We start from the raw sequence: 22,570 nt of genomic DNA, 5'->3' as shown, positions 1-22,570 counted from the left end.
ACGAATCTATTTTCAGACATCTCCATTTTCTCCATCATGAATTAATTTATGATAAAGATTTGCTTTGTAAAAGAAAACCTTGATTATCCTATGCTTCATCAAATCTAGGCTGGGCTGTTTATTCGTTTTTAGTTTGTTAATTGTATCGATTAATTCTTCATAAAGAGCTATCGTCTGGGTTCCCCTTGCGGGCCAATTACATTAATGCTTGGTTATTAATTTCGGAGCAAGTAGGTTTGGTCATAAGCCAACTATTTTAAAGTTTTTTTATATATCTATTTTGGATGTATGGACTGTCACAGTTATGCCATTGTTAGAAGCGATAAAAGCAATCGCTCGGCTTGAACGCTCTAGAAATATTGTTTTGGGTGCAATAGAAAAAATTAGCGCCTTGTAAATTGAAATATTAAAATGCCAATCCAAAGCTTAAAAACATCTACTTTTTTTCGGGTTTGGAATTAAGAAAAAAAACCTTATAGCCTGATTCAGGAATAGCACACATTAAACTTAATTTAAAACAAAATGATTAATTTTTTTTGTTCATGGCTTTCATCAATTAAATAAAACTATGTCCGCTTTGAGTGTTCCATAGTGTGTTATAAAAACCGCCAGCATCGATTAGCTGTTTATGGTTACCCATTTCGATAATTTTACCATTGTCCATAACTAGAATATTATCCATAGATAAAATGGTCGATAACCTATGAGCTATCACGATAACCGTTCGGTTACTCATTGCAATATGTAATGATTCTTGGATTAGCTTTTCCGTTAAAGAATCAAGTGAACTCGTGGCTTCATCTAAGATCAAAATAGGCGCATCTTTTAAAATCGCTCTTGCAATCGCAATTCTTTGACATTGTCCGCCAGATAATTTAACCCCTCTTTCTCCAACATGGGTGTCATATCCTTGCGGTAAGTTGACAATAAATTCATGCGCATGGGCTTTTTTAGAAGCATTAACAACCTCCTCATAATTGGCACCAATTTTGCCATACAGTATGTTTTCATAAACGGTTCGATGAAACAAACTGGGGTGTTGAGGTATAAATGCTATGTTTTCGCGTAAACTTTGTTTATTTATTCATAAAGACGCATGATGAGTTGAACCAAGGTACTTTTTCCGGCTCCGCTGTATCCAACCAAACCGACTTTAGAGCCTCCCGGTATATGAGTGCTTAAGTCTTTAATAATATCATCAGATTTATACCCAAAACGAACATGCTCAATGATAATTTCTCCATGAGTTATGTTAAGGGAGGGTGCTTTTGGATTTGGTTTTTGATAATGCTCTGTAAAAATCGTATCAATGGCTTGTTGACATTGCCCTGCATGTTCCCCCACAACCAATAAGCTCTCGGTAAGAAACCAGATCTGATCAATCACTGTAATTGCTAATATAAAGATAAATACAAAATCTCCAACAGAAATTGTTCCTCTATTACCAAGAAAAAGCAGTAACAATATCGATGCCCCTTGTAAAATCCAAGCAAATCCACCAAGTAGCGACGCATTGAGCATGTTTTTAAATTGCATGGACTTATCATGTTCTACAGCACTGGCTGTTGTTTTTTCTAAATAGTGTGCTTCATAGCTCTCTCTGGCAAACAAAAGCATATTGAGCACGTTAGAAAAACAATCAACAATGTTTCCTATATTTTTTGCTCGTGCTTCAGCATAGGATTTGGCATAAGGTTTAATGCTGTGAGAACAATAATATGCTGTAGCAATAAAAGCGATCGAGATAACGAAAAAAATCAAGCTGAAATAAGGACTCACCAAACCAGCCATAGCGATAGAAAGAATAATGGTTAAACCTTGCCTGGATATATTAAACCAAGTATTAACAATATTCTGAATGTTACTTGCTAAATCGGAAATTTTTGCAGAAATTGAGCCACTTAAATGATCTTGAAAAAAAACATAGGATTGATCTCTTAAATATGCAGTAGTGGCAGCAATGATATCTGCCTTTATTTTTGGTATTGACCGCAAAACAATATAATTATAAAGACGCCATATAAAAGTAATGACAAATCCCAAGATAATCAGTAATAACGCAGGCTTTAAACTCACTTCAAGAAATTGTTTCTTTTGGGCATGAGCGACTGCATCTAAAAGAATTTTTAATACATAGGGCTGTAACACATTATGGATAGATGAATAGATACCCACAAGCAACATGGCAAAAAACCACCAACGATAGGGAGTCGCTATTTCGAAGAAAAAACTACGAAAATTTTGTGGTCTATTTACTTTTATTGACATTAAGATCCTATTTAAATCTTTATCTTAACCATTACAATGAGGAAAAATTACTGAGATTGGTTGTATAGTATAGCAGTTACTAATCAGAAGATTTAAGAGATGGGACAAAACATTATAAAAGAATATGTGCGATTGATTTTTCTATTCTTATTCTTAATGTTGTGAATAAGTCAAGTTGAAAAAAAATTTACTGTGACCAAAACGTGTTCCAACTGTGGCGGTACTACGCTGTAATAGGCAGTTTTTCTGTGAATTTGACGTTTCACAATGTATTGATTTATAACGAATTTAAAACTAGAGCATCCGGCTTCGAACCAAGGTTTCGGGGCTTCGAGTCCCTCTGAGCGCGCCATTTAATGGGCTCTTAGTCGATGCATTGGTATCATCAGCCACATTGTTTGCTGTCTCTTGCATGATTCTCTTTTTATAAATAAGGTTCTTCTGCCCCATATTGGGGCTTCTTATTTTTATCAACCAAACTTAATAACATAAATATATTAAACCATATGTAGAAACAGGGATGGCAAAGTGAGCAGGCTCCACTGATTGATACTTATTGTGCAGGCATAAAATCAAATGACTTAGAGGGTTTTAAAAGTTTTGATACGTCTCCCGAATAAACTTCACCATCTTCTACTGCAAGGCTCAATACTGGAGCACCGGAAGCGAAATTAACATTTTTTAGATCCACCCAAAAAGTGTTGGGATAAGTTGATGAATCAAAATAATAAATCATGTTTTTTTGATCGGAAATAGTGCGCCATAAAGTAGATGCGATATTCGGTTTCTTAGGATCTACTACCCCTAAAGGCACCGAAACTGAACGTATAACTCCTAATACCCCTGCAATAGCTTGATAAGTATAAGCTTGTTCTGGTACCCCCTGAATATATTTTCTATCTACTTGTTTTGGGATGGACTGAATCAAATATGAGGCTCTGGCAAATCTATCTGCAGCCCTATTAGTTCCAGGTAAAAATACTGAGCCATTAATTTCTTGCCAATATTCATTAATAGCTAATTGCTTGCTGTATATGGGGGAGTTAGTCATAACTTGATATTGGGAACCATGATGAATTACCAGCTCACCTTTAACATATTCAAGAATAGCAGAATCACCGCTTGAATCAGATAAAGACAAGTGAACTGTACTTGCTGTTCCATCAGGCAGGTTAGGCGCAATAATCTGGAAGGTTTTTTTTGACATCGCGTCTACTGCCTCATTGACGGTCGCAAAATTATCCAAAGCATACTGCCCCCAAAGACTGATTGATAAAGGAGGATGTCCTTCTTTAGCACTGCCGTAATCTGATTCAGCCAAATAAAGCATATTTATTACCAACCCACGTTCATTCATTCCATCTGCCGTTGCAAGATTATAAACAGAGGTAACTATTGACCCGTATTTTGACGTCCATTCCGGTGATTTAGGACCAGCCAATCCATTACGCTTTATACCTTTTGGAAATACCCAAATACTGGAATGCATGTTTTCCATCCAATCCATAGATCGACCAGTAATTACCAGATTATCAGAGCCTAAATATAAGGCTCGAGTGCATGCATTGCTTACTGACATCTGACTAAGTAATAACGCTGAGCATAGTAGTAAGGTTGTTTTTTTCAGGGAGCATTTTTTCATTATTCAATCCTTGAGTTTTTCTGCAACAATAATTATTGGTTATCTAAAGCAGGTTAGCAAGTAATCAAAAGTATGAAGCATTAGGCAACAAAGAAGTTGAGATACTGTGAATTAGATACATTGCCCATGATTATGATTATTGATGCATGGCAACATATGATTCAAGCTTAAAAACTCACCGTAACTTTAACACAGTGATTAGTTTATATTTACAGATATGCATGTACTTTCCGAATACCTTTTTTGCTACGATCCCCTGATTTTGACTTGGTATAATTACCCCATTAAGCCATACTTAATAAGGTGCTGTTCATATCAATATGAAATATAGAAAGGATGTCTCATGAAACTATCATTTTTAGGTGGTACAGGAACGGTTACCGGCTCAAAATACCTTTTAACATTAAATAATGGCAAAAAAATTCTGATTGATTGCGGCTTGTTTCAAGGTTACAAAGAACTCAGACTTAGAAACTGGGCTCTCCCCCCGTTTGATCCAAAAACAATTGATGTCGTACTTTTAACCCATGCCCATATTGATCATTCAGGTTATTTGCCTTTACTCGTTAAAAATGGGTTTAAAGGTGATATTTACTGTACTTTCGGAACAAAAGATTTGTGCTCTATTCTTTTACCTGATAGCGGTTATCTGCAAGAGCAAGAAGCCTATCTTGCTAATAAATATAGTTACTCCAAACATCATCCAGCCTTACCATTATATACAGTAGCAGATGCGGAGGCTGCGTTGAAACAATTTGTTCCTCAGAATTATGATACGGTTATTCCACTATTTGATGATATTTCTTTTCAACTTATTAGGGCAGGTCATATTATTGGTTCGGCGTATGTTCACCTTAATTGCCGTGACACGTCTATTTTATTTACCGGTGACATGGGCAGGGCACATGATCCGGTGATGCATAAACCTACTATTATCGAAGAAGTGGATTATCTGGTGATTGAGTCAACCTACGGGAACCGTCTTCACGAAAAAGAGGATCCAAAAGTTTTCTTAAAAAAAATCATTAATAAGACTGCTCATCTAGGCGGTTCGGTGATTATTCCGTCATTCGCAGTGGCACGCGCACAAAGCTTACTTCATTACATTGCAGTATTAAAAAAAGAACAATCTATTCCAGATATTCCGGTTTATTTAGATAGTCCAATGGCAATTAACGCTACTCAAATCATGCACAAACACAGGAGCGAGCTTCATTTATCTGAGAGTGAATGTATGGATTTATGCAATGCCGCGACTTATACCAGAACGCCGGAAGAATCAAAAGAGCTGGATCATAAAAAGTTTCCTAAAATTATTATCTCCGCTAGCGGCATGGCAATGGGAGGTAGGATATTATTTCATTTAAAAACCTATGCCCCTGATCATAGAAACACTATTCTTCTTGCTGGGTATCAAGCAGGTGGAACTCGTGGCGCGCGTATAGCTAATGGGGAAAAAGAAATTAAAATACACGGGCAAATGATCCCCATTCGAGCACAGATTGAAACGCTAGGTAATTTATCGGCACACGCCGATTATAATGAAATATTAGGTTGGCTAAAACATTTTCGCAAGCCGCCCAAAAAAACATTTATTACTCATGGTGAGCCCAATGCCTCACATTCGTTAAAAACAAAAATAGAACAACGGCTTGGATGGAGTTGTGTTGTTCCTGAATATCAGCAAACGGAGATATTAACATGAAAAGAGAAGTGGCTTTGACGATGAAAAGGTAAGATCATTATGAATATCTCAAGCGAGGAGAATCTTCTCTATATATGCCAATTGGTAACATTTGAGCTTCAGATCTTAATTTAATGATCAATCAATATATTCTGGATCCCCTGACAAATTATATCTGTTATATCAATTTGGTTACTCGCATGTGGCACGCTATTGCACGTGACTATACGTTCCGCTCCTGCTTCTTGCAATGCTCTATAAGAGTCATGTGCAAATATAGCATGCACACCGATACACATCGGCGGTTTCATTTTTTTTGTTTTAAGATGCTTAATAACTTCCATCATGGTATGAGCGGTTGAGATAATATCATCAACAAGCACTGGAGTATGACTACGATACGCTAGGGTGTCGAATGATTTAATTTCCACATCATCATCACCGCGACGAACTTTTTCTAATATCAAATATGGCGCATCAGCTACTTTAGCGATTCCCGAAACCCATTGCTCACTTTCACTATCTGGCCCAATCAAAACAGGATTATTAACGTTAGATTGAATCCATGATGAAATTAAATGCGCCGAGTGTAAAACATTATTAGGTATTGTATAGATTTCATTTAAATTCTGATATCGGTGTAGATGAGGATCTACGGTAATCAACCAATCAAAATGGTCTGACAACATTTTTGCAAAATATTCAGAAGTAATGCCCTCACCTGCATTAAACTGCTTATCCTGGCGCATATAAGCTAAGTAAGGTGCCGTCAAACCTATGCTTTTTGCTCCTATTTTCTTGGCAGTTTTTGCGGCGAATAATAAGGGTATAATCTTAGGATTTGGTCTATCAAGGCTATCCAATATAATCACACGCCTATCTTGCAGCACGTTATGGAAACACAGATAGGTTTCAGCATCAGGGAATTCACGATAAGTCATTTTACCAATATCTAACTCCAGTTTTTTAGCAACTCTTTCTAGCACTGGGTGATCAAAAAGACTGAAAATAATTGGTTTCATTTTGAGGTCTCTACTTGAACAACAGTTGATATTTGGTTGAGCAATGACAGCGCATAACGTAAAGCACCCCTCGACTCAGAATGAATTGTATATAGTGGTTGCCCCTTTTCCACCACCGTATTAATTGGTGTATGCAGAACAACCCCCGCCGCTTTGTCATGTGGAGCGCCCGCCAGCTTTGCGAGTCTGGATAAATTACGATTATCTATGTTAATTACCTTACCTCGATGTTCTGCTGTGATTGCTTGGGTATAAGCCGCTGTTGTCGGCTCTCGAAGGCCACCTTGAGCGTTACATATCGCTAGAAATTTTCTCCAGGCTTTCCCTGAGACTAGTAATTGAGTAGCTAATTTCATCCCTTGTCCGGTCGCGACTGACGGTGAAAATTCAAGTATCACTCCTGCCAGCATCAAAGCTCGTTTACGTAAATCTTGCGGTGCATTACTTTGATTTAGCAACACAGCAAGAACATCTTTGGCCTCAAGAGCAGGGCCAATACCTTGACCAACCGGCTGCAACCCATCCGTTTTAATAATACGTAACTGTACCCCCATAGCAGATCCTACTGCGTGAAATAAATGCTGCAATGACTCGAATGTATCAATAGAACGTATTTTTGCTGTTGGGCCAACGGGAATATCAATGACAATATGTGTTGAACCTGATGAAATTTTTTTAGAAAGAACAGAAGCAATTAACTGCCCCTCACTATCAACATCCATGGAGCGCTCTACTCGAATTAGAATATCATCAGCAGGACTCAATCCCACTGACCCGCCCCATACAATACACCCATTTTCCTGCTCTACTACGCGTTGCATTGCTTTTATGTCTAAATCTACTGGAGCCAGTGTCTCCATAGTATCTGCTGTACCAGCAGGAGAAGTAATCGCACGCGATGAAGTCTTTGGTATCATCATGCCAAATGCTGCCACAATAGCTACAACAATGGGTGTTGTACGGTTTCCAGGCAAACCACCAACACAATGTTTATCCACAACTATTTCCTGAGGCCAAGATAAGTTTGCACCTACTTGAATCATCGATTGGGTCAGATGGATAATTTCAGTTTCGTCCAAACGACCACCCGCGCAGGCAGTCAGAAATGTAGCAACTTGAATATCTGAATACCTTCCTTGAGCAATATCTTCGATAATTTGCATGACTTCAGTGGAATTTAATTTATGACCATATATTTTTGAGCGCACAAAGCTTAAAGATTGTAAGGGTTTCGGATGTGACAACTTAATTACATCACCCTCGCTAGCATTTAATAATTTCCACGCATAAATAGATAGTGAAGCTTGATGATGGCCTAATATATCATTATCGATATGATTTAATGTGGCAAGAATACTTTTATCACCCAGCGTCACACGAATTCGAGTATGCATCTCAAATCCTTCTGTTTGACAAACGAGGCAATCACGCTGCATATAAATGACTGACTCTTTATAAGTGTCTATACCGAGCCATTTCAAGGATAGAGAGTTATATACCGCTTCATTATTAAAAGCATTCATTATAGCCAGTCCCTGCCTGAATAATATTATGGTCGCTGTGAGTAAAATATTCCACTTGATACGCTTTATGTATCATTACCTTATCATAATGGGTTATCGTTATGATGAATAGGCTTTTAAAAAGCTTATCTTATTGTTGGTCGGTTATTCATGAAACAAGTAATCCTAATCAGTGGTATTCCAAATCTTCGACCATCTGGCGTGGGTTACGCTGGTCGCAGGTGTCCTTGCCATCTTCGTCGGTGCTGTGAACATCAAGGATTTCTTCTGGTTCGAAAAGGGAGTGTCACTTTCCATTCCAGAATCCAGGAAGCCCGATATCTTCCGCCGAGTCCGCGACTCTTTTAAAAGATCAAATGAACGAGTTGTTAATTGTGTGACGAAACACAGCTTAGTCCCCATTGATACCATGATATAGTTAATTAGCCAATTAGATGTTATAATCATTAACTGGTATATTTTAATTATACTCTCTATTATCTTCTTATTGCCTATCTAGGGAAATTCATTTTTATCCTGTAATTTCTTTTCATTACCTCATAGTCATTAGGAGCAATTAGCTATTTATATAGGATATCTATGAGCTACCAAACGTGCCATTATTGTTTAGAAATTAAAAATGATTTTTCCTTAAGAGGTAAATCTCGAGCTAAAAATGGAAAATTTCTTTGCTATCATCTCTGTCCATCATGCACCCAAAAACTAATTGGCATTAATAGTTTCTCTGATAAAGAAGGTCGTCAATTTTTTATAAACGCAGTAAAAGAAAACGCTCAAAAATTCCCCATATATGTTGATGAATAATTCATTTACCGTTAAAGAGTTAATACTTAATTAATTCACTCATGTAACGGAGTATCATCTACAAACAAAAAGCATAGCTGAACAAAAATGAAAAAGAGCTGCGCATTAATAAGTTCGAAATTCCTTTTGTATCAGATGCGTTTTATATTAGTAATTAGACCATTGTAATTACCAAATTCCCTCTCCTGCTGGCTTAACATCCAAATAAAAAGAGAGTCTAAATTATTTCCCGAAGATTGTTTAATTTCAATGTCATCAAAATATATTCCTGCGGTATAAGTAAACATTTTTTCCCGATATGAAAGTGTGTAGGCGTATCATAAGTACGAGCGAAGAAAAAAAGAAAATAAAATGTTTACACAATCCTTTATTATATTATACATAAATAGGGTGGTTGAGGCGTTTAAACAACACATGCTAAAAATAAAATTGACATTTAACCTTAAAGAGTAGTAACCTAGTCTCAGCTTGAAAATGTCTATTTTATACTCTCCAAATCGTCGTTTTATTCATTTAATCCCTCGTTCGGTAGTTTTTAATTCTTGACCGGTTTCCGGCTAAATTCGCCTATACAGGCATTATAATAAACACTTAAGGATACTTATGTCTAAAACAGTAAACGGAGTCGTTAAATGGTTTAACGAATCCAAAGGATTTGGTTTTATTGAGCAAGAAGCCGGGCCGGATGTATTTGCTCACTTTAAAGAAATTTTAAGCTCTGGCTTTAAAACCCTCACAGAGGGCCAGCGAGTACAATTCATTGTGACGCAAGGAACAAAAGGTCTTCAAGCACAAAATATAATAGCTCTTTAATTTAAGTAGTTAATATTATTTAACCACTATACCTCCTTGTAGTTGTAGTGGTTACTTAGAGGATACGACAGTGAAGCAAAATAAAATTTATGTAGGCAACTTACCCTTTGGAGTTACTGAAGAGACATTACAAGCAGAATTTTCTAAATATGGTAAGGTAGTCGAGCTTCTTTTAATTAAAGATCGCTTTACTGGCCACATCAAAGGTTTTGGCTTTATAACCTTTAGCTCCCAACAAGAAGCTCAATCCTCTTTAGATATGAATGGGAAAATGCTGGAAGGACGTCCATTAAAAGTAACTATGGCCCAAGAGAAATACACCTCACGCGGACGTCATCGATAATTTGATACTAATTTTTAAAAAGCTTGGCCAGCAAAACAGATTATCCTATGCATTTTTACCTCTATATATCAAACCATTTCATCCACAAAGAGTAATCCGGCAGCATTTATTGAACGAAAAACCAGTGAGAATACACCTTATACATATCAATGGCAATTAGCACCAATGGGGGAAGCAGCTTCATGATTCAAACAAAACACACCGCTCAACACCTATCATTCTCTCAACTCCCTCTTCGTCAAGAATTAATAAAGAGCCTTGCTTCTTCAAATTATGAAAATATGACCTCTATTCAAATGCACAGCCTGCCCATAATTCTTCGAAATGAAGACATTATTGCTCAAGCAAAAACAGGGAGTGGAAAGACTGCTGCTTTTGCTTTGTCTTTATTAAATAATTTAAAAGTTTCTTTTTTTGCAGTACAAGCATTAGTTCTTTGCCCTACCCGTGAACTAGCCGAACAAGTAAGTCAAGCTATCCGTCGATTAGCCTGTTTGATGCCCAATGTCAAAATTATTAATTTATCTGGTGGTATACCAATGAAGCCTCAGCTTGATTCATTACGGCATGGAGCTCATATCATTGTTGGAACACCGGGGAGAGTTATTAAGCATTTAAAAAAAACCTCTTTAGACTTATCTAAGGTAAAAGCTTTAGTTTTAGATGAGGCAGACAGAATGCTGGATATGGGTTTTTTTGATGACATTAAAAAAATTATTTCGATTTGTCCCAAACAAAGACAAACTCTACTTTTTTCTGCGACCTATCCCGAAGAAATCAAACAGCTTTCAAAGCAATTTATGAAGGACCCCAAAGAAGTTCATATAGAAACTTCTCCTGAAGAAATTGATATCGAACAACATTTTTATGAAGTCTCAAAACAAGCTCAGAAATATCCCTTATTAAAATCATTACTGTCGCACTATCGACCTGTATCAACGTTAATCTTCTGTAATACCAGGCAACAAACAATGGAAATAACAGACCAGCTTATCCACGAAGGCCTCAGTGCCATCGCTTTGAATGGAGATATGGAACAAGTCGATCGAGATCTTGCTGTTTTGCGTTTTGCCAACCAAAGTTGCTCTATTCTTGTCGCCACAGATGTTGCAGCACGAGGACTCGATATAAAGGAACTTTCTGCAGTGATTAATTTTGATCTCGCTTTTGATAACGACGTCCATATTCATCGTATTGGTCGAACTGGACGAGCCGGAAGTAAAGGCATTGCCTTAAGTATTACAACGCCAGCAGATGCACAACGAATTTGCATCATTGAAGACAATCTACCGCAGCCCATTCATTGGGGAAACATTGATGAACTAGAAAATCACCACACTACTCCGTTAGTGCCAGAAATGGTTACACTTTGTCTTGCTTCCGGTAAAAAAGATAAAATTCGCCCCGGTGACATCCTTGGGGCATTAACCAAAGATGCAGGATTAGCAGGCAACACAATTGGTAAAATTAACATCACTGCCATGTACTCCTATGTTGCAATCCACCACAGCCAAGCAGATAAAGCGTACCAATATTTACAATGTGGAAAATTAAAAGGACGCAAAGTTAATGTGCGCAAAATAAGTTGATTTTTTTAAACCCTACTAAAAATTTTAAACCACTTTGGTAAAATCGTTTTTGCTTGAATATTTATCCGAATGAAATTTGCTGCCAACTCCAGGTAATGCGGTTTACCCTGCTGAGTTAATCTGGTTAAACCTGCAAGATGAATCATGGACCGGCTCTGATTGAGCATTGCCATTCAGATTTACGGCCCTGCACGATAATAAACACCTACTTCCAATTTCACCAGCCATTGGCTTTGACAATATTTTTTTGCGAATTGTGGGGTAATTCCATGACTTGATAACCCAAGACTGGGGCAAGAAGTCACTTGAGGCAATATTTTTCAGAAACCAGTTTATTTTTGATGACTTAAATACCCTTATGGTTTAACTAAATTAAACTATTCAAGATTTTTTTTTGTCAATATTGCCATAATATAATGGCAGATTGACAAATTTGCACTTTGGGTTAAAACTCTTTTCATTAAAAGAGATTGTTGGAATTAATAAATAGCATCGATAGCTGGATTTTGAGTTACCTAAATAGATCGTATAAGATTTTCTAACGTATCACTTGCTTATTCCTCTATTGCTAAGGGTTTGTTAGGATAAGAGTGATGACTCTGGTTTCTTATTTAGGGATAGCTTATGATATTGAATAATTTATTGATTGCAAGTGATTTCTCAAAACATGCCGATTGGGCTTTACAACGAGCTATTGATTTAGCAAAGTCAAACCAGGCGAAGATCCATTTCCTCCATGTTTTAACACCACCATTAAGTGCACGATTTTTAGATACTCAATCGCAACCCAATTTTTTGTCTGAAAAAAAAGAGATCGAAGAGCAGATTTTAAAGAAATTAAACGATAATACACATAAACTCTTTACCAACAAAACAGTGGTATTGGGTAAAACTTCGGATGAGATTGTCCGATATGCTGATGAAAACTGTTGTGAATTGATTGTTGTGGGTGCTCATGGCCGTTACTATATTAATGAGTACGTTTTAGGTACTACTTCTAGCTCAATTATTAGCCAAAGCCATGTTCCCGTGTTGCTGATAAAAAAAGAACCAGATTTTATTTACAATCGGATAGTGATAGCAACAGACCTTTCAGAAACAAGCAAAGGGACAGTACAATTTACATTTAACTCTTTTCCCAATGCAACTTTTCAGTTGTTACACATCATTGATATTCATAATAAACAATTTTTCAATCCAGCTGACTTAGTTGAAGAATTTGTAGACTTCGATAAGCCTAAAACAAAAGGTATTTTAGAAAATATGGATGATTTCCTTAGTGAATGTCATGTCGATAAAAGCAAGTTTGAAAAAAAAATTATTGGTGGTTACTATGCTGATTGCATTATTAGACAAACCCAAAAATGGAACGCTGATTTGTTGGCATTTGGCACACAGAGTAAATCAAGGTTGCATTACTTGCTTATGGGAAGTGTTGCGAAAAGGATTCTCCATCTTAGTACTGTGGATATGCTTGCCGTTCCTCCAAAGCTGCCACCACAAGGCTAATTTAAATCACAATAATTCATGATTTTCCGTATCGACTCAAGGCATATTCCCCCATGCTTTTCGCGATTTCTCCTTGGCCTGGGATTAGAGGATGGGGGTAGTATTTATCAATTTTTTGATTTTTTTTCATCATTTTTAGTGTAACCCTGTCTTATTTTCCATTTTTAATTATTTATCTACAATGGTTTGCTTACGGCATGCGTAAATAATTCTACCAGTAATAAGATCTATGAGTTCTCCTTTAGCTCCTGAAGACTCCAAATCACATTGTACGCTCAAATATACCTTTAAAGGGTCAGCTTTTATTCCCGTAATTTTTGAGATTATATGATTCCCAATTTTAACTCGAGCTTCGTAGAGATTTTTCACAGTAGATAGGAACATATTTATGACCTCCATTTAAAGCATAGAAACAAATCAACCATTTAATACAAATTTCAAACATATTGTATTAATTATAGCTCAGAATCTCATGAATGTGAGTAATATGTCTGATATGTCGTAACTCCATGAACTATCACGTCTCTAACCTCATAAAAATATCATACTCAGCTTCCTCCAAGTTACCCTAAGAGTTAAAAATGGAGGGATTACCATTTCCACTAAAATTTTTTTAAAACAAGCATTGAAATTTTACTTAAATGTTCCTATAGATTAATCACAACGTATTTTATAAGGAGGATTAATAACAGCTACTTAAGAAGTAAAATATACCTTTCATCTCTTACCATTAAATTGAAAAATTTTTTTGTTTTATTTTTAAAAATTAATTTAAAATTAAGAGGATTTAAGCTATGTCATCAGTTCAAATAATATTTCGTTCTGTTTCATACTCATCGGCAATTGAATGCCATATCCATAAACGTTATAACAAACTCAAAAGAATCTATAGAAAAATAAGTCATTGTAGAGTGGTCATCGATAGGGAAGAAAATCATAGAAATAAAGGGAAAATATTTAGCGTGATTATTAATATGACTCTACGAGGCAAGGAATTAAGCAGTAGAAAACAAAACCAAAATCTATATATTACACTACGTGATTGTTTTGCTGCTATTGAGAAATTATTAGAAAAACAATTTAAAAGAAAAGCTACATCCAAAAGATATCCTTTCACGATTAGTGGGCATTATATGCATGCAGAGATACAAGACCATTGAAAATAAATAATATTTTTCCTATATACTGCTAGCGGGGCAACTGCTTTAGCACTGCCCCCGCTAAAAGCTCTGTTAGGTATATTTTATCTGCCTACGATAGATTAAAAATAACTCTCTTTATCTCTTGAAATTTAATCTATTCATGACGTGGTCTAGATATGTGCATTGATAGAGATAGTATTCTATATTTTCAGCCTCCAAATCAATAGTCGTGATTTTTGGAGGTTGAGTCATTGTTTTTTACTTTCTCAGCGCGTTGTTGTAGCCAAATATAAAAAAAGTAGGAATCATTTGAGGTTCTTCCTTTTTAACTGATTGTAATAATTTAAAGCCCTTGCCCTTGCATCATGATGATTAATAATTGGCATGGGATAATTTGTATTTATATAAATCCACTGTGAATCAACAGACTCCCAAGGAGCATGGATTGATTGATTTTCTAATTGAGAAAGCTCTGGAACCCAATGACGAATATAACTGCCATCAGGATCGAATTTTTGACTTTGTAACACTGGATTGAAAATTCGAAAATAAGGTGCTGCATCAGCACCACATCCTGCCACCCATTGCCAGCTTGCGCTATTATTTGCTAAATCTGCATCTACAAGAGTATCTAAAAACCAATCTGCGCCCAAACGCCAATCAATGAGCAATCCCTTGGTAAGGAAGGATGCAACAACCATACGGACACGATTGTGCATATAGCCTGTTGCCCATAACTCCCTCATCCCTGCATCTATTATTGGATAACCAGTTAAACCCTTTTGCCAGCTTGATAATAATTGCTCATCGTTATACCAAGGAAATGCATCAAACTCTTTCCGGAAATTCTCAGATGGAAGTTTTGGGAAATGATAAAGTAAATAAACTGAAAACTCCCTCCATCCCAGCTCTGATATAAAATGCTCTGCTGAGACTAAATCACAATCTGGATCAAACTTTACCAGTTCAATTGCCCTTAAAATTGTCGATGGACTAATTTCGCCAAAATGCAAGTGGGGTGATAAACGTGATGTCGCATTTTTTATAGGAAAATCTCGATTTTTTTTATAACCATTAAGTTGATATTCAATAAACTCATGAAGCTTATGTTGGGCACCGCACTCTCCGGGAGTCCAATAGTCATTAAATCGCGCTGCCCAATTGATAGTGGGTAATAATTTCCAGTCTAAAAGCTTATCACTTTGAACTTCAATTCCAGATGGACGATGCTCTAAACACATAGCGGGTTGAATATTAAGAATTTGTTTGCAGTGTTTCCAGTAAGGAGTAAACACTTTAAAATAATTACCGCTTTTATTTCTAATCGTCCAAGGTTCATGAAGTACACTTCCATTAAAACTTTGGACTTCAATACCCTGCTCCAACAAAGTTGTTTTAATCTTTTTATCACGCAAAATAGCGTCAGGTTCATAACATCGATTCCAATACACCGAGCTCACAGAAGCTTTCTTAACCAAGTCTAAAATAATTTCTAAAGGATCGCCCTTGCGAAAAATGAGATTTAATGCAAGTTGTGCCAGGGAGTTGCTTAAAGAAGTCAGACTATGATAAAGCCACCATCCTTGTGCTCCTCCTAAGACACTATTCTTTTCATCATAAATATAGAGCGGAATAACAAACTGATGATGAGAGCACGCCTCGATGAATGCGGGATTATCGTTCAATCTTAAATCATGTCGAAACCAGACTAAGGCAATAGTCATATAAATCTCAAGCAGAAAGCAATATTCTAATTTATCAATCTCTCCAATAAATTGATAGAAAATGAAAAAGTTTTAAACCGGAATCAGGGGCCATATCTATGAGTTATTGTCAAGCATGGTGTATGGCATTAAGGGGCGTTTTGTCTAGCTGCTCAACCATTTGCCATCCGAACCTGGTTGTAAATGCTGTCAGCTCGGCAACGTAGGCTTTACCAAACCTACGTTGCTTGAACAATCACTCTTCTAAGGTAATTGCTATTTTTTTCTCAGTAGCCGCTTCTTTTTTAGGAATTGAAATTTCAAGTACTCCATGCGCATAACGTGCTGTGATTTTTGAATCATCTGCGGTTTGTGGCAGACTAAAACGTCGGTAGAATTGACCTTGAGCTCGCTCTCTGCGTGTATAACCATTGCTCTCTTCTGACTTTTCAAAATGCCGCTCTCCTTTTAAAGTCAAGACATGTTGCTCCAAAGAAATATCGATGTCTTCTTTTTTTACACCAGGAATATCAGCAAGTACAACAAAGCGGTCTTTTTCTTCTTTGATATCCACAAGAGGAGCCCACGTACTTGTTTCAATAAAAGAGGCATCCTCTCGTTGTGGATTAAAAAAGTTTTCCAGTAGGTTATTCATTTCTTGATACATAGGTAATGTTCTTCGTAAAGTATTCATAGTATCTCCTTGATTAGTGTTTTTGGATAATCTAAAAATAGGGTCGTGATGGTTTCATTTCAAGGGTTCAAAAGTTTTTTTCTTGCTCTCTTAGTAATAAATCGATTATCCCTGCGCGCCATCTTTTAGATCGTTTTAAGAGAGCAAGAGACTACAGAAAACCGACGATTTCTCGCCGACATTGGACACTTTGAACAAGCTGTAATATATATAGACGTTTACTGCCTATACTCCTGCTATATCTATAGTTTTTATTTGTATATCCATTTGCTTATTATCACGCACAATGGAAACGGTCACTTGGTCCCCCACTTTTATTTCCGTGAGCATATTATATAACTCATCATAGTTACGAACTGCATGACCATTAAGCGCTATAATAATATCACCTAGTACGATTCGTCCCCAAGCATCTCGATGAGTACCTCTTAAATGTGCTTGAGAAGCAGGGGTATTAGGTAAAACATCTGAAATCAATATCCCTTTATATATACCCAATTGACGTGCAATAGTAGATGGAACACTTTGAATACCTATTCCAGACAATATCACTCGCCCATTTTTGATAATTTGCGTTACGATGCGCTCAATATCATCAGCAGGAACAGCAAAACCAATTCCAGCAGATGAACCTGAAGAAGAGTAAATCATGGTGTTCATTCCAATTAACTGACCAGAACTGTTCAATAATGGCCCGCCAGAATTACCAGGATTAATTGGAGTATCTGTTTGGATCATATTCCGAATCGTAACCCCACCGACCCCAGGAACTTTTCTACCTAAAGCAGAAATCACTCCTTTAGATAAGCTATGATCCAAACCATAAGGATTACCTATTGCAATCGCCTTTTGACCCACTATTAGATCATTAAGATGGACTATTTGAAATGGGGTAAATTGTTTTAATAAAACCAACGCTTGCGGTGCTTCGACCTTTAAAACAGCAATATCTTTACGAGGCTCTGCTCCAACCACTTTTGCCGGAACTGTCATTTTACCCAAAGTAATTGCCAACTTATCCGCTCCCTTAATAACGTGATAATTCGTGACAATATACCCGCTGTTATTCCAGATAATTCCAGAACCGGCCCCATCTTTAACTTGCATTTTCTCAAAAGAAGGATTGGTGACTGTTGCCAATCTGTGAACATAAACTACTTTAGGTGACGCTTCATGAAAAACTTTTACTGTATTTTGTTCATCAGGAAGAAGTGAGTCTAAATTTAAACTATACCCTGGGAAAACCAAAATAAAGTATAAAACAAAAGAAATAAAATATATAAGCCGTTGTTTTGCCATCGATATATCTCCACCAATTAGCTTAAGACCTAGCGTTCTAGCAAACCAGCATTGAAAAGATAATATAAAAGAAAAAACACCTAAAAAGAAATGCCTGAGGATTTCGAAGATATTTTTTCTTAGATCTTTTAAATGATGGGCATTTACTTGATTGTATTTTGTAGCTTCTTAACTAATATTTTTGAAAATATTTTGCAACGTATTGGAAACACAGTCAACGACCGAAATAATGACAATTTTTTGTCACTCATTGTTGAGTGGTTCGCTAGGATTAAATCTACTCCCGAAGCTAATCGGGATAAAAGTAGGCTGACATAAGGGATATTTAAAAAAGTTCATTGAGTCTCTAATGAACTGTAAACATTTATCTTCCTTCATCCATAGTCATCACCAACCCATCATCGCCACAAAGAACACTTTCTAGTGAGCTCGGTTACCACATCCCAATCCCCAAACAAAACAATGCCATAGTAAATCAGAGCTCTGTCATTAACCTGTGCCGTTCGTTCAATTTGCTCTTGATAAGTACCAACAGTCATCGTATCGGTAAAATCATTGCATAAAATATCATTTGCTTTTGCTTCTGTACGCAGCTTTCTAATTTTATTTGAATTATCTGCCAAAATGATAAAAGGAATTTCGGAAATAAAAGGATGTGAATTTCCATCAGCATCACGATAATCAGTAAGACGCAACCTCTCTTGGCCAATAGCAGAACCTAAGCCAATACACATATGTGCCAAAGCATTCATGACTTTACCAGGCTCAATACTTTTATTAAGTACCGCCACCAATTTATTCTTAAATCGCTCTGTTACCATTATAAAACTCCTAAAATCATGTGCTTCACAATTCGTGCGTTTTAACGCATAATAATTTATATTATCATTGTACGCTATAACGCACAACAATTTATGGAATCTTTATACAAACACATTGCTTTCACTTTAAAAAATCTACGCAAAGAGCGTGGTTGGAGCCTCGATAAAGCTGCAGCAGCCACAGGCGTAAGCAAGGCCATGTTAGGGCAAATCGAGCGAGAAGAATCAAGCCCCACAATTGCTACTTTATGGAAAATTGCCAGTGGCTTTCAAACCTCTTTTTCCTCATTTATCGAAGAATTACAAACTCATTTTAATCAACCCGTTTATCGAACAGGACTTGCACAACAGATTCATCCTAGTGATGAAAAAATTCGTGTATTACCTCTTTTTCCTTTTGATAACCAATTAAATTTTGAACTTTTTGTGATCGAACTATTACCTGGTTGTGAACACTTATCACCAGCCCATAAGCATGGAGTCATTGAACATGTCATCGTACTGGAGGGTATTATGGACATTCTAATTTATGATACTTGGCAAATGCTACATCAAGGCGAAGGTCTTCGTTTTGAAGCCAGCCAGCCACACGGATACCGAAATACAACTACAAATATCGTTCGATTTCACGATATTATTCACTACCCCTAGTGAACTTTCTTAAGTAATTATTTTATTCAATTTTGTATTTGATTAAATGAATCCGCCTTGATATGAAGAAAAATCAATCAGCTTTAATTATTCACTTTTATCCACCGCACCCTACTCAGATACTGCAGCTATTACTCCAGACATTCCTGGCACAACTCTCAAGTCATGCAAAAGCTTCACAATAGACATTTATCTAAAGAAACAGAATTATCATCATAATGCTGATTGGAAAAGCACTAATAAGCCTATATCGAAATAAAATAATGAACTTCTTTCTCACAACAAAAAAACAAAGTTGACTTTTTTTGCTCACTCTGGTTTACTGATTTTTGATTCAGCGCACTCAAAGTTGAGTCAAAAAGTAAAAATAAAGGACACAAGTGCTTAGAATATTACTATTGGAGAGTAAAACCTATCTTGTTGCATATTCAAAACGTTTATCAATAAAAATAAAAATCAAGAGTGTTCTCTTTGTATTAATGAAAAATTCAATGATAACACTTGAAGCCTTTGTGGCCTATGGAGTTTGACCATTCCTATATTCTATAAAAAGTGAAATCTTAATAAAACTGTTAGATAAGTTTTTAAGACGTACACCGAGATGGAGTATGAGTATTAAATTAAGGATAGAAAAAATGATCTCAAAGCTTATGTTATTTAAATCCCCAACCTATAAATCTCCTTCCATAATTAAAGAGGTACATGCCCTACATAAACCAAATTTTTTCACAGGTTCCATCTCTGGGAATCGATGGCGACATAAAAGCATGGGAAAAACATTGGAGTGGGCAACTGATTTAAAAAAATCCATGGAATTACAAACCCAGGCACAATCAAATTTAAAGCAATGGGCCAAAGAAAAATTTTCTTCACCAAAATCAGTAGAAGTAGTTCATAAAGATTGGGGGCTTGCGACACTTGAAGCAACCAAGAAACATGGCGTGCCTTATTCTGTACTCAATATGGCAAATTCAATTTTTCCTGGAGGCGCTGCCTTAGAAGGTGGAAGTGCTCAAGAAGAAAACATGTGGCATCGAAGTACCTGTGTGCAATCCTTACTGGATGAAATCATTTATTTAGATAAAGACTCCATGTTGTTTCGTTATAATGAAACGGCAAAAAAACTGTTAGAAGCCAAAATAAAAATGACTGATAAGGAACATGAAGCCTTAAAAAATTACCGGGGAGAAACAGATTCTATAGTATATAAAGTATTACTCAACTCAGAACCCAGAGTATGTTTTCGAGGACCAGAAAAAACGCTTATCACTTCTGGTTTTGATGACTATTCACCCAATAGACGTATTCCAGACAGTACGCTAAGCTACTCCTTTCTTCCTTTATCAGATATTTTCCCATTTTATGAATTAAGATCAGCAGCCCCAGAACTTTCCTCTGAACCACATGGATTAGATCATGAGGCTTTGAGTCAATACAAAGCAGATTTGCGACGACGTATTGCAGCCCAACTCGATACTTTAATTCTTGAAGGAAAACGCAATGTCATTTTAGGCGCTTGGGGTTGTGGGGAGTTTAAAAATGATCCCAAAATTGTGGCGCAGATATATGGTGATGAAATTAAAAAACGAGCTCATTTTTTTGACCATATTGTGTTTCCAATACTAAATACCGGTTCACGGGATAACCATGCAATATTTGAACAACAACTCAATGGGATAAAACTTGGAACGACACCTTTTGTCGATACAACCCCGTTGATACGAGTTTAAATTCAAGTAAAAGTTTTTCAGGTTTATGACTTACCAAAACCCATTTAAATGCTTGCCAGTCAAGCCTAAAAAGAGCAGAGTATTCTGCTCTTTCATAAATAGTTAAATACTCCTCAGAAATCCTATAACACCTTATTTTTACATGGTTTTTTGATCTATAATTTTTTCTGCTCGCAACAAACATCGAAAATGTTACAACTTATTCTTCCGGACGTTATTATTAAAAATAAATCACTTTGATTAATAATAATCAACAATTGAGGCAACTGGAGGTGAGCTATGTTCTGCAAAATAGTAGAGAAGGCTATAACTAAAGGAGGATAGGTTTATGAGCTTTGATTCATAATTTATCTGACAATACCCGATTGATGCCCCTAATATTAAAACAAGTCATTTAAATTTTATTCATTTCTTGAGTAAGGTTTCATCGAAAAATGAACTGATTTAACACCCTATTTACGGGCTTATAAATTTGAAAAAACTCGAGGTTAAGGTTAATATTTTGTTAGTTTATATCTGTTTTACCTGTCGTTTTTAGTGCTTACTAATGTGTAATTTTATTTTTAGGATATGCTGCTTGACTAAAATTGGATTCAACCTAAGATCTCAAGTAGAGCTCGCCCATCCAAGAGCACTTTTAAAATCAAAGAATTAGCTCCAGATAGGCTTTCACCCTATAATTATTGGTCAAAATATACCCACAAAATCCCTATGAATAAAAGAAATACTATGGAATAATTATTAACCAATTTCAACAATATTAGTCTATTCATGAAAATAAAAGCAATTTATTTGATGATATCTATTTTTTTTCCTGTCGCTTTATTCGCTAGTACTGCAACGTGTCCTTTATCAAACGGAATCAATGTACACACCTCAAAGCGAATTTTAAATATTTGTAAACACGGTACTGTAATTAAGAGTTTTAAAGTAGCCCTCGGATATAAAGGCGTCGGGAAAAAACATGCGGGTGATAATAAAACTCCCATTGGTTTATATGGATTAGCTCATCCAAGAAAATCCAATCAATTTAAACTTTTTATTCCCATTCTCTATCCGACTACAAAGCAATTAACTGCAGGATATACAGGTAGAGACGTAGGAATTCATGGACCAACTCAGTCATCGAGAGTGTTTAGTTGGTTAAACAACTTACCCTACTCTACGCGTGGATGCATTGCTGTGGGTAAAAATAACTATATCGAGTATGTGGCTAATTGGGTAAAAGCCAATCCTAGAGCTAAGGTTTTAATTATTTAAATTTGATATCGCATATTTCTTCGAACAAAAAGCGATCTCATCATAGTGCATTCGCAAGTGCATAAACAGTGTA

20 protein-coding genes are annotated in these 22,570 nt (G+C 36.3%); 10 read left to right on the top strand and 10 right to left on the bottom strand.

Annotated features, from left to right (window positions below; translation table 11 throughout):
• Positions 1-556: 556 nt before the first annotated feature.
• The 3 genes from Ltuc_RS15775 to Ltuc_RS03210 form a co-directional block, all read right to left on the bottom strand.
• Positions 557-1,030 carry an ATP-binding cassette domain-containing protein gene (locus tag Ltuc_RS15775; protein WP_274519403.1) on the bottom strand — a complete coding sequence of 158 codons (474 nt, stop codon included), beginning with the start codon at positions 1,028-1,030 and terminating at the stop codon, positions 557-559.
• A gap of 50 nt (positions 1,031-1,080) precedes the next feature.
• Positions 1,081-2,268, bottom strand: coding sequence for an ABC transporter transmembrane domain-containing protein (locus Ltuc_RS03220; protein WP_274519402.1), 1,188 nt, complete (start codon positions 2,266-2,268; stop codon positions 1,081-1,083).
• A gap of 553 nt (positions 2,269-2,821) precedes the next feature.
• A complete protein-coding gene (locus tag Ltuc_RS03210) occupies positions 2,822-3,910 on the bottom strand; it encodes a linear amide C-N hydrolase (protein ID WP_058519902.1) in 1,089 nt (362 codons plus the stop codon).
• A 343-nt stretch (positions 3,911-4,253) separates the two neighbouring features.
• On the opposite strand from Ltuc_RS03210, the gene Ltuc_RS03205 reads away from it, so the two are divergent.
• Positions 4,254-5,615: an MBL fold metallo-hydrolase RNA specificity domain-containing protein gene (locus tag Ltuc_RS03205; RefSeq protein WP_058519901.1), complete on the top strand. Its 1,362-nt coding sequence runs from the start codon at positions 4,254-4,256 to the stop codon at positions 5,613-5,615.
• 110 nt (positions 5,616-5,725) lie between these two features.
• On the opposite strand, the gene Ltuc_RS03200 is transcribed toward Ltuc_RS03205, so the two are convergent.
• Together Ltuc_RS03200 and Ltuc_RS03195 are read right to left on the bottom strand one after the other, a co-directional pair.
• Positions 5,726-6,616: a ribose-phosphate pyrophosphokinase gene (locus Ltuc_RS03200; RefSeq protein ID WP_058519900.1), complete on the bottom strand. Its 891-nt coding sequence runs from the start codon at positions 6,614-6,616 to the stop codon at positions 5,726-5,728.
• A complete protein-coding gene (locus Ltuc_RS03195; RefSeq protein ID WP_058519899.1) occupies positions 6,613-8,139 on the bottom strand; it encodes a thymidine phosphorylase family protein in 1,527 nt (508 codons plus the stop codon). The genes Ltuc_RS03200 and Ltuc_RS03195 overlap by 4 nt, the downstream gene beginning before the upstream one ends.
• Positions 8,140-8,718: 579 nt before the next feature.
• Here Ltuc_RS03195 and Ltuc_RS03190 point away from each other — a divergent pair.
• The 4 genes from Ltuc_RS03190 (at position 8,719) to dbpA (ending at position 11,688) form a co-directional block, all read left to right on the top strand.
• On the top strand, positions 8,719-8,943 hold the full coding sequence (locus Ltuc_RS03190; protein WP_058519898.1) for a hypothetical protein: 225 nt from the start codon (positions 8,719-8,721) through the stop codon (positions 8,941-8,943).
• Positions 8,944-9,546: 603 nt separating this feature from the next.
• Positions 9,547-9,756 carry a cold-shock protein gene (locus Ltuc_RS03185; protein WP_058519897.1) on the top strand — a complete coding sequence of 70 codons (210 nt, stop codon included), beginning with the start codon at positions 9,547-9,549 and terminating at the stop codon, positions 9,754-9,756.
• 70 nt (positions 9,757-9,826) lie between these two features.
• Complete coding sequence (locus tag Ltuc_RS03180; protein ID WP_058519896.1) at positions 9,827-10,099, top strand: RNA recognition motif domain-containing protein; 273 nt, start codon at positions 9,827-9,829, stop codon at positions 10,097-10,099.
• A 182-nt stretch (positions 10,100-10,281) separates the two neighbouring features.
• Entirely contained in the window at positions 10,282-11,688 is a 1,407-nt protein-coding gene (gene dbpA, locus Ltuc_RS03175; protein ID WP_058519895.1) for an ATP-dependent RNA helicase DbpA, read from the top strand.
• Between the two features lie 179 nt (positions 11,689-11,867).
• Here dbpA and Ltuc_RS15850 read toward each other — a convergent pair whose 3' ends face one another.
• A complete protein-coding gene (locus Ltuc_RS15850; protein ID WP_420798251.1) occupies positions 11,868-11,993 on the bottom strand; it encodes an AbiEi antitoxin N-terminal domain-containing protein in 126 nt (41 codons plus the stop codon).
• A 319-nt stretch (positions 11,994-12,312) separates the two neighbouring features.
• Between Ltuc_RS15850 and Ltuc_RS03170 the strand changes: the two genes are divergently transcribed.
• Positions 12,313-13,197, top strand: a complete 885-nt coding sequence (locus Ltuc_RS03170; RefSeq protein WP_058519894.1) for a universal stress protein — start codon at positions 12,313-12,315, stop codon at positions 13,195-13,197.
• Between the two features lie 794 nt (positions 13,198-13,991).
• A complete protein-coding gene (locus tag Ltuc_RS03160) occupies positions 13,992-14,357 on the top strand; it encodes an HPF/RaiA family ribosome-associated protein (RefSeq protein ID WP_058519892.1) in 366 nt (121 codons plus the stop codon).
• A 287-nt stretch (positions 14,358-14,644) separates the two neighbouring features.
• Here Ltuc_RS03160 and Ltuc_RS03155 read toward each other — a convergent pair whose 3' ends face one another.
• The 4 genes from Ltuc_RS03155 to Ltuc_RS03140 all read right to left on the bottom strand — a co-directional run bounded on the left by Ltuc_RS03155 (position 14,645) and on the right by Ltuc_RS03140 (position 18,856).
• Complete coding sequence (locus Ltuc_RS03155; RefSeq protein ID WP_058519891.1) at positions 14,645-16,063, bottom strand: cryptochrome/photolyase family protein; 1,419 nt, start codon at positions 16,061-16,063, stop codon at positions 14,645-14,647.
• A 235-nt stretch (positions 16,064-16,298) separates the two neighbouring features.
• Positions 16,299-16,736 carry an Hsp20/alpha crystallin family protein gene (locus Ltuc_RS03150; RefSeq protein ID WP_058519890.1) on the bottom strand — a complete coding sequence of 146 codons (438 nt, stop codon included), beginning with the start codon at positions 16,734-16,736 and terminating at the stop codon, positions 16,299-16,301.
• A gap of 225 nt (positions 16,737-16,961) precedes the next feature.
• A complete protein-coding gene (locus tag Ltuc_RS03145) occupies positions 16,962-18,035 on the bottom strand; it encodes a S1C family serine protease (RefSeq protein ID WP_058519889.1) in 1,074 nt (357 codons plus the stop codon).
• Between the two features lie 398 nt (positions 18,036-18,433).
• Positions 18,434-18,856 carry a DUF2000 domain-containing protein gene (locus Ltuc_RS03140; RefSeq protein ID WP_058519888.1) on the bottom strand — a complete coding sequence of 141 codons (423 nt, stop codon included), beginning with the start codon at positions 18,854-18,856 and terminating at the stop codon, positions 18,434-18,436.
• A 93-nt stretch (positions 18,857-18,949) separates the two neighbouring features.
• Between Ltuc_RS03140 and Ltuc_RS03135 the strand changes: the two genes are divergently transcribed.
• From Ltuc_RS03135 to Ltuc_RS03125, 3 genes are all read left to right on the top strand, one after another.
• Positions 18,950-19,507, top strand: coding sequence for a helix-turn-helix domain-containing protein (locus tag Ltuc_RS03135; protein WP_058519887.1), 558 nt, complete (start codon positions 18,950-18,952; stop codon positions 19,505-19,507).
• A 635-nt stretch (positions 19,508-20,142) separates the two neighbouring features.
• Positions 20,143-21,237 carry a poly(ADP-ribose) glycohydrolase domain-containing protein gene (locus Ltuc_RS03130; protein ID WP_058519886.1) on the top strand — a complete coding sequence of 365 codons (1,095 nt, stop codon included), beginning with the start codon at positions 20,143-20,145 and terminating at the stop codon, positions 21,235-21,237.
• 771 nt (positions 21,238-22,008) lie between these two features.
• The gene (locus Ltuc_RS03125) at positions 22,009-22,497 is read left to right on the top strand and encodes a L,D-transpeptidase family protein (protein WP_058519885.1); all 489 of its coding nucleotides are present in this window, start codon (positions 22,009-22,011) and stop codon (positions 22,495-22,497) included.
• Positions 22,498-22,570 lie beyond the last annotated feature (73 nt).

Origin of the sequence: Legionella tucsonensis (genome assembly GCF_001468035.1) — a bacterium.
GTDB classification, from domain to species: Bacteria; Pseudomonadota; Gammaproteobacteria; order Legionellales; family Legionellaceae; genus Legionella; species Legionella tucsonensis.
Note: the sequence above shows the minus strand (reverse complement) of the source record. Positions and strands in the feature narration are given on the sequence as shown.